The 17,436-nt window shown below is 59.7% G+C and carries 23 protein-coding genes; 8 read left to right on the top strand and 15 right to left on the bottom strand.

What is annotated here, in order from left to right; genetic code table 11:
- Positions 1–248: 248 nt before the first annotated feature.
- Complete coding sequence (locus C7477_RS08265) at positions 249–614, top strand: hypothetical protein (RefSeq protein ID WP_110750972.1); 366 nt, start codon at positions 249–251, stop codon at positions 612–614.
- A gap of 59 nt (positions 615–673) precedes the next feature.
- Here C7477_RS08265 and C7477_RS08260 read toward each other — a convergent pair whose 3' ends face one another.
- Genes C7477_RS08260 through C7477_RS08250 form a run of 3 tightly spaced genes read right to left on the bottom strand, consistent with a single transcriptional unit; the run spans position 674 to position 1,566 of the window.
- The gene (locus tag C7477_RS08260) at positions 674–1,027 is read right to left on the bottom strand and encodes a HepT-like ribonuclease domain-containing protein (RefSeq protein ID WP_110750970.1); all 354 of its coding nucleotides are present in this window, start codon (positions 1,025–1,027) and stop codon (positions 674–676) included.
- A complete protein-coding gene (locus C7477_RS08255) occupies positions 1,024–1,314 on the bottom strand; it encodes a nucleotidyltransferase family protein (RefSeq protein ID WP_110751022.1) in 291 nt (96 codons plus the stop codon). The genes C7477_RS08260 and C7477_RS08255 overlap by 4 nt, the downstream gene beginning before the upstream one ends.
- Positions 1,315–1,365: 51 nt before the next feature.
- Positions 1,366–1,566 carry a hypothetical protein gene (locus C7477_RS08250; protein WP_146226079.1) on the bottom strand — a complete coding sequence of 67 codons (201 nt, stop codon included), beginning with the start codon at positions 1,564–1,566 and terminating at the stop codon, positions 1,366–1,368.
- A gap of 350 nt (positions 1,567–1,916) precedes the next feature.
- Here C7477_RS08250 and rpsF point away from each other — a divergent pair, with 350 nt between their 5' ends.
- The 5 genes from rpsF (at position 1,917) to C7477_RS08225 (ending at position 5,979) form a co-directional block, all read left to right on the top strand.
- Positions 1,917–2,390 (top strand): 30S ribosomal protein S6, encoded by a 474-nt coding sequence (gene rpsF / locus C7477_RS08245; RefSeq protein WP_110750966.1) that lies wholly within the window; start codon positions 1,917–1,919, stop codon positions 2,388–2,390.
- Positions 2,390–2,638 carry a 30S ribosomal protein S18 gene (gene rpsR, locus C7477_RS08240; RefSeq protein ID WP_110750964.1) on the top strand — a complete coding sequence of 83 codons (249 nt, stop codon included), beginning with the start codon at positions 2,390–2,392 and terminating at the stop codon, positions 2,636–2,638. Before rpsF ends, rpsR begins: the two co-directional genes overlap by 1 nt.
- Before the next feature lie 193 nt (positions 2,639–2,831).
- Positions 2,832–3,803: a DUF2232 domain-containing protein gene (locus tag C7477_RS08235; protein ID WP_110750962.1), complete on the top strand. Its 972-nt coding sequence runs from the start codon at positions 2,832–2,834 to the stop codon at positions 3,801–3,803.
- A gap of 12 nt (positions 3,804–3,815) precedes the next feature.
- Entirely contained in the window at positions 3,816–4,385 is a 570-nt protein-coding gene (rplI, locus tag C7477_RS08230; RefSeq protein ID WP_110750960.1) for a 50S ribosomal protein L9, read from the top strand.
- Between the two features lie 313 nt (positions 4,386–4,698).
- Positions 4,699–5,979: a cyclopropane fatty acid synthase gene (locus C7477_RS08225; RefSeq protein ID WP_110750958.1), complete on the top strand. Its 1,281-nt coding sequence runs from the start codon at positions 4,699–4,701 to the stop codon at positions 5,977–5,979.
- A 95-nt stretch (positions 5,980–6,074) separates the two neighbouring features.
- On the opposite strand, the gene C7477_RS08220 is transcribed toward C7477_RS08225, so the two are convergent.
- From C7477_RS08220 to C7477_RS08160, 12 genes are all read right to left on the bottom strand, one after another.
- Positions 6,075–6,383: a HigA family addiction module antitoxin gene (locus tag C7477_RS08220; RefSeq protein WP_110750956.1), complete on the bottom strand. Its 309-nt coding sequence runs from the start codon at positions 6,381–6,383 to the stop codon at positions 6,075–6,077.
- An 11-nt stretch (positions 6,384–6,394) separates the two neighbouring features.
- Positions 6,395–6,673, bottom strand: coding sequence for a type II toxin-antitoxin system RelE/ParE family toxin (locus tag C7477_RS08215; RefSeq protein ID WP_110750954.1), 279 nt, complete (start codon positions 6,671–6,673; stop codon positions 6,395–6,397).
- A 199-nt stretch (positions 6,674–6,872) separates the two neighbouring features.
- Positions 6,873–7,613 carry an SDR family NAD(P)-dependent oxidoreductase gene (locus C7477_RS08210; RefSeq protein WP_110750952.1) on the bottom strand — a complete coding sequence of 247 codons (741 nt, stop codon included), beginning with the start codon at positions 7,611–7,613 and terminating at the stop codon, positions 6,873–6,875.
- 101 nt (positions 7,614–7,714) lie between these two features.
- Positions 7,715–9,205 carry an amidophosphoribosyltransferase gene (gene purF / locus C7477_RS08205; RefSeq protein ID WP_110750950.1) on the bottom strand — a complete coding sequence of 497 codons (1,491 nt, stop codon included), beginning with the start codon at positions 9,203–9,205 and terminating at the stop codon, positions 7,715–7,717.
- A gap of 146 nt (positions 9,206–9,351) precedes the next feature.
- Positions 9,352–9,936, bottom strand: coding sequence for a CvpA family protein (locus tag C7477_RS08200; protein ID WP_110750948.1), 585 nt, complete (start codon positions 9,934–9,936; stop codon positions 9,352–9,354).
- A 90-nt stretch (positions 9,937–10,026) separates the two neighbouring features.
- Complete coding sequence (locus C7477_RS08195; RefSeq protein ID WP_110750946.1) at positions 10,027–10,320, bottom strand: type II toxin-antitoxin system RelE/ParE family toxin; 294 nt, start codon at positions 10,318–10,320, stop codon at positions 10,027–10,029.
- A 3-nt stretch (positions 10,321–10,323) separates the two neighbouring features.
- On the bottom strand, positions 10,324–10,539 hold the full coding sequence (locus tag C7477_RS08190) for a hypothetical protein (protein ID WP_110750944.1): 216 nt from the start codon (positions 10,537–10,539) through the stop codon (positions 10,324–10,326).
- A 71-nt stretch (positions 10,540–10,610) separates the two neighbouring features.
- Positions 10,611–12,005: a DNA repair protein RadA gene (radA, locus tag C7477_RS08185; protein WP_110750942.1), complete on the bottom strand. Its 1,395-nt coding sequence runs from the start codon at positions 12,003–12,005 to the stop codon at positions 10,611–10,613.
- Between the two features lie 219 nt (positions 12,006–12,224).
- Positions 12,225–13,391 (bottom strand): alanine racemase, encoded by a 1,167-nt coding sequence (gene alr / locus C7477_RS08175; protein WP_110750939.1) that lies wholly within the window; start codon positions 13,389–13,391, stop codon positions 12,225–12,227.
- A 5-nt stretch (positions 13,392–13,396) separates the two neighbouring features.
- The gene (locus C7477_RS08170; RefSeq protein ID WP_110750937.1) at positions 13,397–14,923 is read right to left on the bottom strand and encodes a replicative DNA helicase; all 1,527 of its coding nucleotides are present in this window, start codon (positions 14,921–14,923) and stop codon (positions 13,397–13,399) included.
- Positions 14,924–15,080: 157 nt separating this feature from the next.
- Entirely contained in the window at positions 15,081–15,926 is an 846-nt protein-coding gene (gene pssA / locus C7477_RS08165; RefSeq protein ID WP_110750935.1) for a CDP-diacylglycerol--serine O-phosphatidyltransferase, read from the bottom strand.
- Positions 15,927–15,930: 4 nt separating this feature from the next.
- The gene (locus C7477_RS08160; protein ID WP_110750933.1) at positions 15,931–16,629 is read right to left on the bottom strand and encodes a phosphatidylserine decarboxylase; all 699 of its coding nucleotides are present in this window, start codon (positions 16,627–16,629) and stop codon (positions 15,931–15,933) included.
- 192 nt (positions 16,630–16,821) lie between these two features.
- On the opposite strand from C7477_RS08160, the gene C7477_RS08155 reads away from it, so the two are divergent.
- Together C7477_RS08155 and C7477_RS08150 are read left to right on the top strand one after the other, a co-directional pair.
- Positions 16,822–17,118, top strand: coding sequence for a type II toxin-antitoxin system RelE/ParE family toxin (locus C7477_RS08155; protein ID WP_110750931.1), 297 nt, complete (start codon positions 16,822–16,824; stop codon positions 17,116–17,118).
- Positions 17,119–17,126: 8 nt separating this feature from the next.
- A complete protein-coding gene (locus tag C7477_RS08150; RefSeq protein ID WP_110750929.1) occupies positions 17,127–17,435 on the top strand; it encodes a HigA family addiction module antitoxin in 309 nt (102 codons plus the stop codon).
- Position 17,436 lies beyond the last annotated feature (1 nt).

Here is a 17,436-nt window from a genome sequence, read left to right as displayed (position 1 = left end):
GAATTCGATATTGGCGCGCGGTGTGACCATCGGCAACACAGAAGTCAAGTCCGGTGTGCCGAAAAGCCTGTATCGGAGCGAAATGGGCCCAAATCCGGGCGAAAATCATCATATAAACCGGGTTCTCAAATACCGGAACCAAATGCGGCCGCACCCGTTAGGCTGACGTAAGGAGAGCGCCAGAAGCGAACTGCTTTTGGCTGTGAATGAAAACCCACATCTGACGAAACCAACTTCAGGAGAGGATCATGTTCGACCTGAACACGATGACTGCTGCACTCCTCGCGCTTTTCATGAGCGCAGGCGCTGCATTGGCGCAGAATGCCCCTTCAAACTCAGATAACGGCCCAACATTTCCACGGACAGGAACCGATGCGCCAACGCCGGGAAACTCCATCGGCAACACGCAACTGGACCAAAGCACCTATGACGCATTCGTTGACGATCAATCGACGGGTTCCATCCGCGACCAGGGCGAGTTCATGACACGCTACCAGGCAATGACGTCGGAAGAACAGGCCAAGGTCCGCGAAGCTTGCGGCTCGATGCAACAGGAAAAGACCCAGTATAGCGATAAAGTCCAGGGCATCTGCAAGAGCATATCAAACCCCTGATGCGGCAACCGCATCCTCCCATAGCGAAACGCCGGCCGCCGAGCCGGCGTTCGTCTTGGCTAGCGGATTTCGATCTTAGCGATCTGCGCATGTAAGGCAGGGAGGTCCCTTTGAATGGTCTTCCAAACGATTTCAAAATCCACCTTGAAATAGCCGTGAGTCACGGCGTTGCGCATCTGATAGGCAACCGCCAACGGCAATTCCGGGTACGCCGCCGCGAATTCCGGGTGATGCTTTTCGATATTGTTGCTGGCCTCGCCGATGATCTCAATATTGCGGATTACGGCATCTTGCACCAATTGGCTGCTCAAAAACGCGCCTTCGTCCATATCTTCGGTGTAGCGGTCGATACGCTCTATGGCTTCAATGATATGCGCCAGATAAGCGGCCAGGCGTTGCTGGTCGCGGGTCACACAGGACGCGCCTCTGCGAGTATCCTGGACCGGAAGTGGTCAGGCAGCGCATTGGGCGTGAGCACATCCACCGGCACGCCAAGCAACTGGCCCAATTCGAGACGAATTGCACCAATGTCGAACAGCGTCATGTCCGGCATCGGATCAATGAGGATGTCCAAATCGCTGCTATCGGTGTCGTGGCCATGCAGTGCGGAACCGAACACCCGAGCGTTGAGGGCGCGGTGAGATTCGACCACATGCCGTACCGCGGCGCGGTTGGCGGCCAAGGCTTGCGATGGCTTCATCCGTTCCTCCTGCAACAACATCCCGAAATGTTCATGCCAAGCCTATTCAAATCAGAAGAACGCCTTCAAAATCAGCGAGGCAGTGCCGGCGATGATTAAACCAAGCATCCAGCTGTGCAATCTCAGCGTTGCTTTGATGTCCTTGATATCCGTGTCGTGACCAGCCACTTCTTCCGCCGCCTTTTGAGCCAAATCATCGGTGACATTTGCCGATTTCAAGGCCCGATAGAGGTTTCCCGACATAACAGTCATGCCTTCACCTCTTCAATATAGCGGATATCGTTCTTATTTTCCATGTCGCCCCCCATTATCCCAAGCTTACAGTTACATTTAGATTGAAACCGGCCTGATTTCGAATCCTTTGTTGCCAAACCGCCCACAATCCCGTATTAGCCCGCTCGTTCATTGCTCGGCGTCAGCTGGGGGCTGAACGGAGGGCCGGATTTTATCCGTCGAAGCCTAAAGTGCTTCTGCCTCCCGTGTCTCCGCTCTCGATCGTCTCGACCACGCGTCCTTTCTTCACCGGTTCTTCCGGCATGAGAGAAGTCGCAGAGGCTTAGCCGCTGGTGCCTTGCGATGGTAAATGAAGAAAGGCAGAGACAATGGCTCTTTATGAACATGTGCTCCTTGCCCGACAGGACATAACGCAGCAGCAGGTCGACGCGCTTGTAGAACAGTACAAGGGTGTCATCGAGGCCAATGGCGGCAAAGTCGGGCGCATTGAAAGCTGGGGCCTCCGTCCCCTCACCTATCGCATCAACAAGAACCGCAAGGCGTATTACACGCTGATCGATATCGACGCTCCGGCGGCGGCTGTCAGCGAGATGGAACGCCAGATGCGCATCAACGAAGATGTGCTGCGCTTTCTGACGGTGCGCGTCGAGAAGCACGAGGAAGGCCAGTCGGCCATGCTCGCCCGCCGTGACGACCGCCGCGAACGCGACGACCGTTTCGGCCGCGATGACGACCGTCCGCGCCGTCCGCGCGATGGCGACCGTGACCGCCCCCGCGATGGCGATCGCGACCGTCCGCGCCGTCCGCGTGACAACGAAGCAGTAGCCGGAGGTGAGGCATAATGGTCGACATCAACCAGATCCCGACCCGGCGTCCTTTCCATCGCCGCCGCAAGACCTGCCCGTTCTCCGGCGCCAACGCGCCGAAGATCGATTACAAGGACGTCAAGCTCCTGTCGCGCTACATTTCCGAGCGTGGCAAGATCGTTCCGTCCCGCATCACCGCCGTCAGCCAGAAGAAGCAGCGCGAGCTCGCCAAGGCGATCAAGCGCGCCCGTTTCCTCGGCCTGCTGCCTTATGTGGTGAAGTAATAAATATGGCAGTAGGGCAGTAAGGCAGTAGGGCAATATGTGACTAAAAACATACTGCCCTACTGCCCTACTGCCCTACTGCCCTCGATACCCTTCCGCGATGGGCGCGGCAGGCGAAAATCAAAACCCGAGTTGGGGTGAAGTCCGGCGACAGCCGCCACCTCTAACTGCTTCGGCAGGACAGCGAGCGAACATGAAATTCGACGTAACATCGGCCGGTGTCGGCATATTGGCGGGGCTTGCAGCCGCGCTGTTGTCGGCTGGCGCCATCGTCCAGTCGGGCGTGGCGATGTTTCTCTATTTTCTCACCCCGCTGCCCATCTTCATCGCCGCGCTCGGCTGGGGCACCATGGCCGGCATCATCGCCGCAGTGGCCGCGACCGCGGCCATTGCGATCGTCGCGCCCATGGCGGCGCTTCTCGTGGCGCTGACAAGCATTATCCCAGCCGCTACCGGCGCTTATTTCGCCGGCCTTGCTCGCCCCGCAAGCGAAATGGGCGGCCCGAAGGACGCGATCGTCTGGTACCCGCTCCCGGATATCGTCCTGCGCCTCGCGCTGATGGTCGGCGGCGGTCTCATCATCATCGGCATCATCATCGGGTTCGGCGAGACGCTGGCGCGCGAATTCGCTGACGCGATCATGACGGGCCTCTCGCATGCCAACCCGAATTTCAAGCCAAGCCCTGAGATGCGCGACAACCTCGCCGCGATCATGGTTGTGGCTCTTCCCGCCATCCAGGCGGCGAGCTGCCTCATCGCGCTTGTCGGCAATTTCTATCTGGCGCTGCGCGTCACGGCGCTTTCCCGGCGCCTGCGCCGTCCGCGCGACGATTGGCCGGCGACGCTCAGGATGCCGCGCCTCGGCCTTCTCGCCTTCGCGTTCAGCCTTGCGCTGGCCTTCCTCGGCGGCGGCATCGGCCATGCGGCGGCAGCCATTGCCGGCGCGCTCGGCGCGGGCTTCCTTCTGGCCGGCTTCGCAAGCCTGCATTTTCGCACGCGCGGCGCCCCGTGGCGCCCTGTCGCGTTGAGCCTCGCCTATATCGCCGTCGCGCTCTTCGCCTTCGTGCTGTTCTTCTTTCTCATCGCGGGATTGTTCGACACGTCGCGCAATGCCCCGATGTCAAAAGCTTCTCCCGAAACTCCACCAACCGACAAACCACACTGAAAGGACAAAACCATGGACGTTATCCTGCTTGAACGCATTTCCCGCCTCGGCCAAATGGGCGACACCGTGAAGGTCAAGGACGGCTTTGCCCGTAACTTCCTTCTCCCACAGGGCAAGGCGCTGCGCGCCAACGAGGCCAACAAGAAGAAGTTCGAAGGCCAGCGCGCCCAGCTCGAGGCCCGCAACCTGGAGCGCAAGAACGAAGCCCAGGCTGTCGCCGAGAAGCTCGACGGCAAGACGTTCATCGTCGTGCGCTCGGCCGGCGAAACCGGCCAGCTCTACGGTTCCGTTTCGACGCGCGACATTGCCGACATCCTGACGGCGGAAGGCTTCACCATCGGCCGCAATCAGGTTGAACTCAACACGCCGATCAAGACCATCGGCCTGCACGAGATCAAGATCGCGTTGCATCCGGAAGTCGAAGTCACCGTTACGATCAATATCGCCCGTTCGGCGGAAGAAGCCGAACGCCAGACGAAGGGCGAGGATCTGACTTCCGCCCAGGCAATCTACGGCATCGAAGACGAGCCTCTTTCCGAGGAAACCTTCGATGACGAAGACGGCGAAGACGACAACGCCTGAATCTGGGCCTGAATCTGGGCCTGAATCTGGGCCTGATCTGGCAGGTATGGTTCTTCTATTAGTAAACTAGAAATGATGATGCCCGGCCTTATTGCCGGGCATTTTCACTTTTCAGACACGGAAAAGCGCTTATCTTACCATTTTTCGTGGTCCCGCAAGGGATTCTGCGGATGGTGCGGTTGTCGCATGAGCATGGTTCCAAAAAGTTGACTAGCTTTTTGGATAAGATCATGCGGCTAAGAGTTTCTCGTGTTTGCCGCGCCGCCCGTGAATTCGGAAGCGGGGCCAGTCTCGGTTTTATGGAGATTGGTTGATGAATGCGCTTTTAAATACCGTATTGACTCATCTGATCCGGCGGGGGGATCTCACAGTAACCGACGCGAATGGCGTCAAGCACCGGTTCGGCGACAAGACCGGTGATCCGGTGCGGATCAAATTCAAAACCCGCCGGGCCGAACGCAACGTCGCGATCAATCCCGCGTTGAAGCTCGCGGAAGCCTACATGGCGGGCGATATCGACTTCACCAAGGGCGATATGTATGCGCTCCTGCAGCTCGTCTTCGAGAATGCCGGGCCGAACGGCGCTCAGGAACCCTGGATACGGGCCATCGACAGCGCGAGGCGCGCGGGGCGGCGGTTGCAGCAGATCAACACGATCGGCCTTGCTTCATCGCATGTGCGCCATCATTACGACCTCTCCGGCGATCTCTACCGGCTGTTCCTCGATCCGGACCTTCAATATTCCTGCGCTTATTTCGAGACGCCGGATACCACGCTTGCCGAAGCGCAGCTTGCCAAGAAACGGCATATCGCGGCCAAGCTGTTGGTCGAACCTGGGCAAAAGCTGCTCGATATCGGCTGCGGCTGGGGCGGTCTCGGCCTCTATCTGGCGAAGTACCTTCAAGCCGATGTCACCGGCGTCACGCTCAGCGAGGAACAACATGCCGTCGCCAACCGTCGCGCGGCGGAGGAAGGGCTTTCAGCGGAAGCGCGGTTCAACCTGCAAGACTATCGCACCTTGAAGGATCCTTTTGACCGCATCGTCTCGGTGGGCATGTTCGAACATGTCGGCGTCAATCATTTCGCCGAATATTTCCAACAAACGGCAAGGCTGCTGAAACCCGACGGCGTGTTTCTGCTCCATGCCATTGGGCGCAGCGACGGACCCGGCGCAACCAACCCGTTCATTCGCAGATATATCTTCCCCGGCGGCTACATACCGGCGCTCTCGGAAGTCCTGCCGCATATCGAGCGGGCGGGACTCGTCGTCACTGATATCGAGATACTCAGGCTGCATTATGCCGATACGCTGAAGGCCTGGCGTGAAGCCTTCATGGCCAATCGCGACATTGCCAAGTCGATCTATGACGAACGGTTTTGCCGGATGTGGGAGTTCTACCTCGCCGCATCGGAAAGCGCATTCCGCTGGCAGAACATGATGGTGTTCCAGATCCAGATCGCCCACCGGCAGGATGCCGTGCCGCTCACCCGAAATTATATCGAGGCGGAGGAAAAACGCCTGAAACGCCTGGACAGCGCGCCAAGGGTGGCGAACACAGAAACAATGCCATCGCTGGGGGCGACGGGGAGGTAACAATGGCGCAAAGCAAGAGAATAGTCGCAGACGTTGCAGGCGACATGAAAAAGGGCGGCTCAATGGCCGCCCGTGTCACTCATCTGCAGTTTGGTTCAAGCGGCGCGATAGGTGGGTATGTCCGACGTGTCGATTTCGCGTTCAGCGTGCCACGCGTCATAATCAGCCTGCAGATGTAGCCACACAGCAATTCCGCCTCCAAATGCTTTGGCGAGGCGAGCCGCTACCGTTGGGGAAACGGGTTTGCGTTCCGCTAAAATGTCATGCAGATGCTGGCGAGATATGCTTAAAAGTTTGGCGACATCCGCCTTGGTGATGTCGAGGTCTTGCAGCATATCAGCCAAAACAGCACCGGGATGGGAAGGGCAACGATTAGGGTCACGGATTGCGGGGTAAGTAGTCATGTTCTTGTCTCCTAGTGGTACTGTTCAAAATCAACATCGTATGCGTCTTTGGCGTCAAATTCGAATGTAATGCACCACGGTCCATTGACGTGAACGGTGTATCTGATTGGATTAAAACCTTTGAGCATGTGGAAGTTATAGCCCGCCCTGTTCATATCTTCTGCAACGGATGCAACGTTAAGTGTTGCAAGCCTTAGAAGTATCCGTTTATGCATCTTCGCATCAATCTTGGCGGTTTTGCCCATTGACCAGAGTTCGCCCAACGACTTGTTTTTGAATGTCTTTATCATGATCTATATGTAAGCTAAAATACGACATTAGTCAACTATTAGACTACATTATCAGGGTGAAAATCACGTGTGGCAAGTTGGAGGGCGCTTGCGTGACATAGCTCAACCCGGCTCTGACGATGGAAGCCGGAGCGCCGTCAAAGACCAAATGCGCCTCATCGATCGGGATCATGAGACCGCTAAACAAATTGAAATTGCCTCAACCGGGCATACAATAATCAAGAAAACGGTTCTCGCGCACGTCGAAGAGCTTTCCCGTCACATTCAGCGCGGGATCGGCAAGTGCCACGATCTTTTCCGCCACCTCCTGCGGATGCGGCAAGGTTTCGGGGTCTTCGCCCGGCATGGCCTGCGCCCGCATGGCCGTGCGCGTTGCGCCGGGATTGACCGAATTGACGCGGAGTTTCATGGCTTTTGTTTCATCCGCCCAGCTGCGCGCCATCACTTCGATGGCAGCCTTCGAGGCAGCATAGGGCGCCCAGAAGGCGCGGGCGGAATGGGCGACGCCGGACGAAAGCAGGATCGCGCGTCCCGCATCCGATTGGCGCAGCAAGGGATCGACCGAGCGGATCAACCGCCATGTTCCGGTAACATTGACCGTCATGACCTTTTCAAAAGTCTTGGCCTCGACATGGCCGATAGGTGAAATCGTGCCGAGGACGCCGGCATTGGCGACCAATATATCCAGCTTGCCCCAGCGTTCGTGGATGGAACCGCCGAGGCGGTCGATACCAGCCATGTCGGTCAGATCGAGAGGCACCAGCGTGGCGCTACCACCGAGCGCCTTGATATTATCGTCAAGCTCTTCCAGCCCGCCGACCGTGCGGGCGACGGCGATGACATGCGCGCCGCGCTTCGCCAGTTCCAGGCTGAGGAAATAGCCGATGCCGCGCGAAGCACCCGTCACCAGCGCCAGCCGGCCGTTCAAATTGATGGTCATTTATAGCTGTTCCCGTATTTTATAGACGCTTCCCCGACTTACCGGGTTTCGCCTCCCCACCGTCATTCTCGGGCTTGTCCCGAGAATGACAACAGGAACAATTATCCGTTGCTGGCGAGAAGCGGCAAGTTGTGAACGTTGCCGGGGCCTTCCTGATCGAGAAGCCGGGTCGGATAGTCGCCGGTGAAATAATGGTCGGTGAATTGCGGCGCTTTCGGATCACGCGGCTTGCCGCCCACAGCGCGGTAAAGCCCGTCGATGGACAGGAACGCCAGCGAATCGGCGCCGATATAGCGGCACATCGATTCGAGGTCCGTGTGCTGGTTGGCGAGCAGCTTGTCGGCCTCCGGCGTGTCGATACCGTAGAAATCCGGATGATAGATCATCGGGCTAGCCACGCGCATGTGCACCTCGCTGGCGCCGGCATCGCGGATCATCTGCACGATCTTGAGCGAGGTGGTGCCGCGCACGATGGAATCATCCACCAGCACCACGCGCTTGCCCTCGATTACCGCGCGGTTGGCGGAATGCTTGAGCTTTACGCCGAAGGCGCGGATCGATTGGGTCGGCTCGATGAAGGTGCGCCCGACATAGTGATTGCGGATGATGCCGAGCTCGAAGGGAATGCCGCTTTCCTGCGCGTAGCCAATAGCCGCCGGTGTGCCGCCATCAGGCACGGGAACCACCACATCGGCTTCGACAGGCGCTTCCTTTGCAAGGTTGATGCCCATATTCTTGCGCACGGAATAGACACTGCGGCCGCCGACGACCGAGTCGGGCCGGGCGAAATAGACATATTCGAACAGGCAGGGCCGCTCCGGCTTAGGATTTTGCGGCTTGATCGACTCGATGGTGATGGAACCGTCCGCCTGAATTTCGCAGATCACCACTTCGCCATTGTGGATATCGCGGATGAACTTCGCGCCGATGATATCGAGCGCGCAGGTTTCCGAGCAGAAAATCGGCTTGCCGTCGAGTTCGCCCATCACCAATGGCCTGATGCCGATGGGATCGCGCGCGGCGATCAGCTTGGTGCGGGTCATGGCGAGCATGGAATAGCCGCCCTCCATCTGCCTGATCGCATCGACGAAGCGGTCGCTTGAAGACGCGGAGCGCGAGCGCGCGATCAGGTGCAGCACCACCTCCGAATCGGAGGTGGACTGGCAAATCGCGCCCGAGGCGATAAGCTGGCGGCGTAGCGTCAGCCCATTGGTAAAATTGCCGTTATGCGCGATGGCGATACCGCCGACTTCCAGTTCCGCGAAAAGCGGCTGCACATTGCGCAGCGCCACTTCGCCGGTCGTCGAATAGCGGGTATGGCCGATCGCCATGTAGCCGGGCAGCTTCGCCAGCGTCGCCGGATCGGTGTAGTGATCACCGACGAGACCCATGCGCTTTTCGGTGTAGAATTGCTGGCCGTCATAGGAGACGATGCCGGCCGCCTCCTGCCCGCGATGCTGCAGGGCATGCAGCCCCAACGCCGTCAGCGTCGCTGCGTCGGGATGCCCCAGAATGCCGAAAACCCCGCATTCTTCATGCAAGGTATCGTCGTCCAGCGAAAAGAGCGTCTCATTGCCAGAAGAATCGGTCATTGCTAGCCAAGGCCTTTCGATTGGGCATGTCACGAGGATATGGGATCGCAGCGATCAAAATTCAAAACCATTAGAGCGGGAGGTTGATCGGCTCCCGCTCTCATACACAAACCCGGCGCTTTTTAAAAGCGATCCCTTATCAAGTCTTATTCAGCGGGCGCGTTATCGGTCGGAGCTTCATCGCTGCTGCTCTGTCCATTGGTTCCGGCCGGAGCGTCCGGCTTCGGCTTGATCTTGCTCAGGATGCTCGACTCCGGATCTTCCGGCAGGAGATTGACCAGTTTCTGGCCCAGCGAATCGAGGAGTGGTTTGGATTTCGCATTGGCAATCCAGGCGGGCTGGTTGCCCGCGACAAGCCAGTTGAAAAACAGCATAGCCACCACCACGAGAAGCACACCACGCGCAGCGCCGAAGACAAAGCCCAGCGTGCGGTCGAGCGCGCCAATACGGCTATCGATGATGAAATCGGCGATTTTCATCGTGATGACCGACACGATGATCAACGTGACGATGAAAACAGCGCCTGCGGCCGCGATCTTGGCGATGGTTTCATTGCTGATATAGGGCTGCACCAGCGGAACGATCGGCGCGTAGAACAGATAGGCGGCGATTGCCGCGAGCGCCCATGAGGCGACCGAAAGCACCTCACGGGAAAAACCCCGCACCATGGCAAGCACGGCGGAAACCAGCGTTATTCCAAGAAGGATTCCGTCAAGTAGCGTAATTGGCATTGTGGCCCCTTAAATCATTCCCCGTCACACATGCTCGTTTCCGGAAAATCTGTCAACTTTCCGTGGTGCGTTTCCAAAAGGGAGTTGATTTCAAACCGAGTCTTCACCATGCGGTGGCCATTGCTGCGCGCCGTGCAGGACACGCACCAATGTTATTGTATCTTCCACGGTGTAAACCACGATAAATGGAGTGCGAGAAACCACCATTTCGCGGGATCCTTTCGCCCGTCCTTCCCGGCCGGAATATGGAAATATCCGCAGTTGCTCAACCTGATGTTCTATCCCGTCTCGCATTGCCAGCGCCATCGAAGGCGATTCCTTAGCAATATGTCTGGTAATGCTTTTGATATCTGCACGATAGCCTTCGCTGCGGATAAGCCGCATCGGCTAGCGATCCTGTTCTGCGATCAGGCGTAACAGTTCAGCGCGTTCGCGCGCGGAAATAATTTTCCACTCCTCCTCGTCGATCAAACGCATCGTACCGTTTTCAATGCTGTCCAAGGCCTTTTGCACCTCAGCCCGAAACCATGCGTCATGCTCCGCCGCCTCGAGGCTGTTGGCAGCCTCGTCGCTTAGGTCTGGATGCTTGCGGGACCGTGCCATGTTACTGCCCTTCGGCAAAAATTGACGATGTAGCTAAAAATGGCATGCGCTGGCCTGCAATTCAACGGTGATCATTCTCTCCGGCTCTTCCCCGGCCCCGATGCTGCGATGCGCGCCACCAGATCCGGCAGGGATTGGGTCTCTGTCAGGCCAAAGCTCGAGGACTTGGACAATTCCCCGCCTCCCCCCGGCAGCACCGCCTGGCGGAAGCCGAGTTTTTCCGCTTCTTTCAGCCTTTGCACCGCGTGAGCGACCGGGCGGATGGCGCCGGAGAGGCTGGCTTCGCCGAAATAGACGCAATCGGCGGGAAGCGCGACGCCCGCAATGGAGGAAACAAGCGCCGCCGCAACCGCGATATCGGCGGCGGGCTCGCTGATGCGGTAGCCTCCGGCGACGTTCAAATAAACATCGTGCTGGCCGAAGCGGACGCCGCAATGGGCCTCCAGTACCGCGAGAATCATCGAAAGGCGGTTACCGTCCCAGCCGACGACGGCGCGGCGCGGGGTACCGAGCGTCGAGGGGGCGACCAGCGCCTGGATTTCCACCAGTACGGGCCGCGTGCCTTCCATCCCGGCGAAGACGGCGGCCCCCGGAGCCTTCTCGTTGCGCTCCCCTAAGAAAAGCTCGGATGGGTTCGACACTTCGCGCAAGCCGACATCGGACATTTCGAATACGCCGATCTCATCCGTCGGGCCGAAGCGGTTCTTGACGGTGCGCAGGATGCGGTAATGGTGGCCTCCCTCGCCCTCGAAATAAAGCACGGCGTCGACCATGTGTTCGACGACACGCGGTCCGGCGATCTGGCCTTCCTTGGTGACGTGACCCACGAGGACTACAGCCGCACCGGTCTGCTTGGCGAAGCGGATCATCGCCTGCGCGCCCGCGCGCACCTGCGTCACCGTGCCGGGCGCGGAATCGGCGCTGTCGGTCCACAGCGTCTGGATGGAATCGATGATGACGAGATCGGGCCGGCGGGTTTCGGAAATGGTCGCCAGAATGTCCTCGACATTGGTCTCGGCGGCAAGTTCCACCGCCGTATCGGCGGCATGGAGCCGCTGCGCCCGCAGGCGTATCTGCGCCACCGCCTCCTCGCCCGAGACATAGACGACGCGATTGCCCCGGCGCGCCAGCGCTGCGGCGGCTTGAGTGAGAAGCGTCGATTTGCCGATGCCGGGATCGCCGCCGACGAGCAGCGCCGAGCCGCGCACGAAGCCACCGCCGGTGACACGGTCGAGTTCGGCGATGCCGGACTGGATGCGCGGCGCGTCCTCGATATCGCCGGAAAGCGTGGTCAGCGCCACGGCGCGGCCCTTGCGCGGCGTCTTGCCCGGCCCGCCGCCGATGCCGCCGGACGTGCCTTCCTCGACAAGCGTGTTCCACTCGCCACACGCATCGCATTTACCGGCCCAGCGGGTATGCACCGTGCCGCAGTTCTGGCAGATGAATTGGACGCGGGCTTTAGCCATGAGGGGCTTTCTCAGACGAAGCCGCTCCAGGAGCACCCCCCTCTGCCTTGCCAGGCATCTCCCCCTCAAGGGGGGAGATTGACTGACATGGCTCACCGCGTCCATTCTGCAAGGTTTGCGATTGATGCCGGGCGTCGATGAAGGCGCCATCTCCCCCCTTGAGGGGGAGATGGCTGGCAAGCCAGAGGGGGGTGGATGACGGGAACCGCACGTACAAACTTATCTAGCCCCACCCACATACCGCCGATGATACCGCCGTCCAAGGCTCGTCAACAGCTCATACCCCACCGTGCCTGCGGCGCGCGCCACGTCATCGATCGCGATATTCGGCCCAAAAAGCTCGACATGATCACCGATCCTAATCTCGCCTTCCGGCACATCGCTCACGTTGAAAGAGGTCAAATCCATGGTCACGCGGCCGATCACCGGGACGCGCATTCCCGCGATGAAGCCGTGCGCGCCTGCCGCGACGGTTGCGCGCACCGGCACGCCGGAGCCTGAGGCGGCGCGCGGGTAGCCGTCGGCATAGCCTACAGAGCAAACGGCAATGCGCGTGTCGCGGGCGAGCGTCGTGGATGCGCCGTAGCCGACCGCCTCGCCCTTCGCCGCCTGACGGATCTGCACGATCCGCGCTTCGGCCGTGACCACCGGCTTCATGGGATTGGCGACGCCGCCCACCGCCTCGCCGCCATAAAGCGCGATGCCGGGCCGGGCGAGATCGGAAAGATAGCTCTCCCCGAGGAAGATGCCTGCGGAATTGTCCAAGCTTGTTTCAATATCCCCGAAAGCCGCGCGCACCCTTTGGAAAGTCTCAAGCTGACGACGGTTCATATCGTGCGATGGGGTATCGGCGCAGGCGAGATGGCTCATCAGGAGCACCGGGCGCACCGATTTCGCAGTTGCGGCAAAGGCGATGGCTTCATCGGGCGTGAGACCCAGCCGGTTCATCCCGGTATCGACATGGATGGCGCAAGGCTTGCGCCGGCCATTCCGGGCCCAGAGCGCGATTTCATGCTCGGAACCAAGCACCGGAATGAGATCGGCATCGGTGAAGGCGGGTGCGGCGTCTTCGAACAGCCCGTTCAGCACGAACACGCGGGCCCTTGGCGCGGCATGGCGCACACTCAGGCCTTCCTCGGGCAACGCCACGAAGAAATCATTGCAACCGGCAGCGACCAGCGCGGGAACCACCTGCGCGATGCCGCAGCCATACGCGTCCGCCTTGACCACGGCGGCGGCGCGCCCGGGCCGCGATTGCGCGTCGAGCATCCGCCAATTGGCGACAAGAGCGTCGAGATCGACCGTCAGTCGGCCACCGGCCAGAAGCCGGTCGGCGCCGGTGCTCAGTGCCGGCTGGTCCGGGGGAAGAGATATGGCTTTATTCATAGCGGCTATTCATAGCGATCCGGCAGGTGCGATTCCTCGGCCAGATCGGTAAAGCGCGTGAACTCCGCCTGGAATGCAAGCTTGACGGTGCCGGTCGGTCCGTGACGCTGCTTGGCGATGATGACTTCCGCCTTGCCGCGCGCCTCGTCCATTTCCGCCTGCCATTTGAAAAACTCTTCCGTCCCCGGTTTCGGTTCGCGGTTCTTGATATAATATTCCTCGCGAAACACAAACAGCACTACGTCGGCGTCCTGCTCGATCGAGCCGGACTCACGCAAATCCGATAGCTGCGGGCGCTTGTCCTCTCGGCTTTCGACCTGACGCGAGAGCTGTGACAGCGCAATGATCGGAACATTGAGTTCCTTGCCCAGCGCCTTCAGCCCGGTGGTAATCTCGGTGATTTCCTGCACGCGGTTCTGCGCCGAGGCCTTGGATGATCCGGTCATCAGCTGCACGTAATCGATGACGAGCACATCGAGGCCGCGCTGGCGCTTCAAGCGCCGCGCGCGGGCAGCAAGCTGCGCGATGGAGATGCCGCCGGTCTGGTCGATATAGAGCGGGATCTTCTGCATCATGTGCGAACAGGCGACGAGCTTTTCGAAATCGGTCTCGGTGATTTCGCCGCGCCTGATCTTGGACGACGAAATTTCCGTCTGCTCGGAAATGATACGGGTGGCGAGCTGCTCCGACGACATTTCGAGCGAGAAGAAGCCGACGACGCCGCCATTGACCGCCTTGATCGCTCCATCCGCCTGTTGCTCACCTTGATAGGCGTTGGCGATATTGAAGGCGATGTTGGTGGCAAGCGAGGTCTTGCCCATGCCGGGACGTCCGGCAAGGATGATCAAATCGGAAGGCTGCAGGCCGCCCATGCGCCCGTCGAGCGTATGGATGCCCGTCGAGACGCCCGACAGATGCCCGTCACGCATGAAGGCGGCGTTGGCCATATCGACAGCGGTCTTGACCGCGTCGGTAAAGGACTGAAAGCCGCCATTGTAGCGGCCCGTCTCCGCGAGCGCGAACAATTGGCGCTCGGCATCCTCGATCTGCGCGTGCGGCGCCATATCAACCGGCGCGTCATAGGCGACATTGACCATGTCTTCGCCAATGCCGATAAGCGCGCGGCGCGTGGCGAGATCGTAGATGGCGCGGCCATAATCTTCCGCATTGATGACGGTCACGGCTTCGGCTGCGAGGCGCGCCACATATTGGAACACCGTCATATCGCCGACCTTATCCTCCGACGGAAGGAAGGTCTTGATGGTGACCGGGCTCGCCAGCTTGCCCATGCGGATCAAATCGGACAGGATTTCATAAATCTTGCGATGGAGCGGCTCATAGAAATGGGGAGGCTTCAGGAAATCCGAGACGCGGTAGAACGCATCGTTGTTGATAAGCATCGCGCCCAGCAGCGCCTGCTCCGCTTCGATATTGTTCGGTGCCTCGCGATAGAGCGGGCCGCGGCCGTCGCGCGAGGAATCCTGCGCTCCACCACGCGCTTCGTCAAATTTCCGTATAGCCGCTTCAGCCATGATTCCAATTACCTCTTATGCAGTTCGAGGTAGCGCCGGTACGACCGCGAAAGCAATGCGTAAAGCCGGTCGATTCCATGGAGGAACAAACCCGTACCATGATTCACACCGATTCACAGTTTTCCGCAGCTTCGTGAAGCTGCGGCTTGACTCTGACTTATTGTTGCGGGGGCGATTCCGAAGACTCAGGTTCCGGCAACGCAGTCGCCTCCGCCGCCATGCGCCTGTGCCAGGCGGCCACGCTGAACGGCAGGAAGACGAGATAGGCGAGCGCCGTCAATGTCAGCGTTTCCCACGTGTAGCTCATCAGGAAGGCCACATAGAGCACGACGCCCAGAATGAGCGGCATGACGACATCGCGGCGGATGAGACTGCCCGCCGCCTTGCCATTGTAGACCGGCAGGCGGCTGACCAGCAGGAAGGCGATGGCGACGGTGTAGATCGCGGCGGCGAAGGCGAGCAGCCGCGTGGGAGCGAAACCCAGAAAGCCCAGATAGACAGGCAGCAGCACCAGCATGGCACCCGCCGGCGCGGGGACGCCAATGAAATAATTGCCCTGCCAGAGCGGAATGCGCGGATTCTCGATCATGACGTTGAAACGCGCGAGCCGCAGGCAGCAGGCGATGCAATAGAGCAGCGCCGCGATCCAGCCGAAGGTGCGGGCCTGATCGAGCATGAAGAAATAGAGCACCAGCGCCGGGGCGACGCCGAAATTGACGATATCGGCGAGCGAATCCATCTGCGCGCCAAATTTGGACGATCCCTTCATCATCCGCGCGACGCGCCCGTCCACGCCATCAAGAAAAGCGGCGAGGAGCACCATCGAAACGGCCATCTCGAAACGGTTCTCGAAGGCGAGCCTAACGCCGGTCAACCCGGCGCAGATGGCAAGCACCGTGATCACATTGGGAATGACCATCCGCATGGGGATCTGCGAAAGGCGCGGCCCCCTGCCCTCTTCGGCGGGACCGTTCGGCTCGAAGGGTGGAAACGGTGTTTCCATCGGATCAAGCCGTCCTTACTGTCGGCGCAAGCTTTTCGCTGCCGAATTCCGCGATGATCGTTTCGCCGGCAACTGCCGTCTGGCCGACGGCGACGCGCGCGGCGGCCCCTTCCGGCAGATAGACATCGACGCGGGAGCCGAAACGGATGAGGCCAAACCGCTGGCCCACAGCCAGATGGTCATCCTCCCTCGCCCAGCAGACGATGCGCCGCGCGACGAGGCCGGCGATCTGCACCGCCGCGACCTTGCCATGGGGGCTTTCGATGACAACGCCGTTGCGCTCGTTCTCCGCGCTCGCCTTGTCCAGATCGGCATTGAAGAATTTGCCGGGACGATAGGCGATCCTGTCGATGCGGCCCATCACCGGCGCGCGGTTCACATGGCAGGAAAAGACATTCATGAAAACGGAGATGCGCAGCATCGGTTCGACGCCGAGGTCCAGCTCGCGCGGCGGAATGGCCGGGCCGACGGAAGAAACCTTGCCATCGGCAGGGCTGATAACCAGCTGGTCATCCTGCGGCGTCACCCGCTCCGGATCGCGGTAGAAATAGATGCACCAGATGGTGAACACCATGCCGATCCAGAACAGCGGATCCCAGAGCCAGCCAAGCACGAGCGACGCCAGGAAAAACGCGGCAATAAAGGGATAACCCTCTCGGTGAATGGGCACGAACGTGTTGCGGACGGTATCGAAAAGGCTCATCGGTTATTCCTCGATTTTCCCCACTCTTTAGTGGAGAATACGGCGATGGGCAAACGTGATTGTGCGCGGTCGCGCTATGGATTAATCGGCGACACCAGTGTTGGCGCTCCAATGCCCGGCAAAGAGTGCGAGGGGAAACGGTTGCCGAATGAACCATGGAGTGGTACATAAACCAAGTATTGGAGGCGCGGAATGATCGTCGGGTTTCGGGACGAATGGCTGCGGGCCTTTTTCGTGGAAGATGTCCACTCCCGCAATATTGCATCCGATCTTGAAAGCCGATTGTTCCGCAAGCTCCAGATGATCGACGACGCAATGACCGATCAAGATTTGCGTGTGCCGCCCAGCAATCATTTCGAAAAACTGCGCGGCACGCTTGATGGCCTGCATTCGATCCGTGTCAACAAACAATGGCGGCTGATCTTTCGATGGGACGGCAGTCGCGGAGAAGCGTCGGAACTCTATCTCGACAACCATATCTATCGATGAGGTGACGGATGTTGATGACCAAACGCAAGCCGGTGACGATCGGCGAAATCCTGCTGGAAGAGTTCATGCAGCCGCTCGGCCTGACGCAGGCGGCGCTGGCCGAGGCGATGGGCGTGCAGCGCAAGCATGTAAACGAGTTGTGCAACGACCGGCGCAACGTGACGGCGGCGACCGCACTCATTCTGGCGCGCGTGTTCGGCAACAGCCCGGACTTCTGGCTGAATGCGCAGCGGCGCAGCGACTTGTGGGAGGCCATGCACAATCCCAAGGAACTGGCGCGGATCGAACGGGCGAAGCCGCTAGCGACGGCGGCGTAGA

This window comes from Paramesorhizobium leguminum, assembly GCF_003217235.1.
GTDB lineage: Bacteria > Pseudomonadota > Alphaproteobacteria > Rhizobiales > Rhizobiaceae > Paramesorhizobium > Paramesorhizobium leguminum.
This window is presented reverse-complemented; position numbering and strand designations above follow the sequence as displayed.

Bases quoted from the DNA above. Each gene is read 5' to 3' on its own strand.
- purF (WP_110750950.1), bottom strand. From the start codon at position 9,205: ATGACCGATTCTTCTGGCAATGAGACGCTCTTTTCGCTGGACGACGAT.
- C7477_RS08195 (WP_110750946.1), bottom strand. From the start codon at position 10,320: ATGCGGCTTATCCGCAGCGAAGGCTATCGTGCAGATATCAAAAGCATT.
- C7477_RS08215 (WP_110750954.1), bottom strand. From the start codon at position 6,673: ATGATAAAGACATTCAAAAACAAGTCGTTGGGCGAACTCTGGTCAATG.
- C7477_RS08210 (WP_110750952.1), bottom strand. From the start codon at position 7,613: ATGACCATCAATTTGAACGGCCGGCTGGCGCTGGTGACGGGTGCTTCG.
- alr (WP_110750939.1), bottom strand. From the start codon at position 13,391: ATGAATAAAGCCATATCTCTTCCCCCGGACCAGCCGGCACTGAGCACC.
- C7477_RS08170 (WP_110750937.1), bottom strand. From the start codon at position 14,923: ATGGCTGAAGCGGCTATACGGAAATTTGACGAAGCGCGTGGTGGAGCG.
- C7477_RS08250 (WP_146226079.1), bottom strand. From the start codon at position 1,566: ATGACTGTTATGTCGGGAAACCTCTATCGGGCCTTGAAATCGGCAAAT.
- C7477_RS08160 (WP_110750933.1), bottom strand. From the start codon at position 16,629: ATGAGCCTTTTCGATACCGTCCGCAACACGTTCGTGCCCATTCACCGA.
- rplI (WP_110750960.1), top strand. From the start codon at position 3,816: ATGGACGTTATCCTGCTTGAACGCATTTCCCGCCTCGGCCAAATGGGC.
- C7477_RS08265 (WP_110750972.1), top strand. From the start codon at position 249: ATGTTCGACCTGAACACGATGACTGCTGCACTCCTCGCGCTTTTCATG.
- rpsF (WP_110750966.1), top strand. From the start codon at position 1,917: ATGGCTCTTTATGAACATGTGCTCCTTGCCCGACAGGACATAACGCAG.
- C7477_RS08220 (WP_110750956.1), bottom strand. From the start codon at position 6,383: ATGACTACTTACCCCGCAATCCGTGACCCTAATCGTTGCCCTTCCCAT.
- pssA (WP_110750935.1), bottom strand. From the start codon at position 15,926: ATGGAAACACCGTTTCCACCCTTCGAGCCGAACGGTCCCGCCGAAGAG.
- rpsR (WP_110750964.1), top strand. From the start codon at position 2,390: ATGGTCGACATCAACCAGATCCCGACCCGGCGTCCTTTCCATCGCCGC.
- C7477_RS08235 (WP_110750962.1), top strand. From the start codon at position 2,832: ATGAAATTCGACGTAACATCGGCCGGTGTCGGCATATTGGCGGGGCTT.
- C7477_RS08255 (WP_110751022.1), bottom strand. From the start codon at position 1,314: ATGAAGCCATCGCAAGCCTTGGCCGCCAACCGCGCCGCGGTACGGCAT.
- radA (WP_110750942.1), bottom strand. From the start codon at position 12,005: ATGGCTAAAGCCCGCGTCCAATTCATCTGCCAGAACTGCGGCACGGTG.
- C7477_RS08190 (WP_110750944.1), bottom strand. From the start codon at position 10,539: ATGGCACGGTCCCGCAAGCATCCAGACCTAAGCGACGAGGCTGCCAAC.
- C7477_RS08200 (WP_110750948.1), bottom strand. From the start codon at position 9,936: ATGCCAATTACGCTACTTGACGGAATCCTTCTTGGAATAACGCTGGTT.
- C7477_RS08150 (WP_110750929.1), top strand. From the start codon at position 17,127: ATGTTGATGACCAAACGCAAGCCGGTGACGATCGGCGAAATCCTGCTG.
- C7477_RS08225 (WP_110750958.1), top strand. From the start codon at position 4,699: ATGAATGCGCTTTTAAATACCGTATTGACTCATCTGATCCGGCGGGGG.
- C7477_RS08155 (WP_110750931.1), top strand. From the start codon at position 16,822: ATGATCGTCGGGTTTCGGGACGAATGGCTGCGGGCCTTTTTCGTGGAA.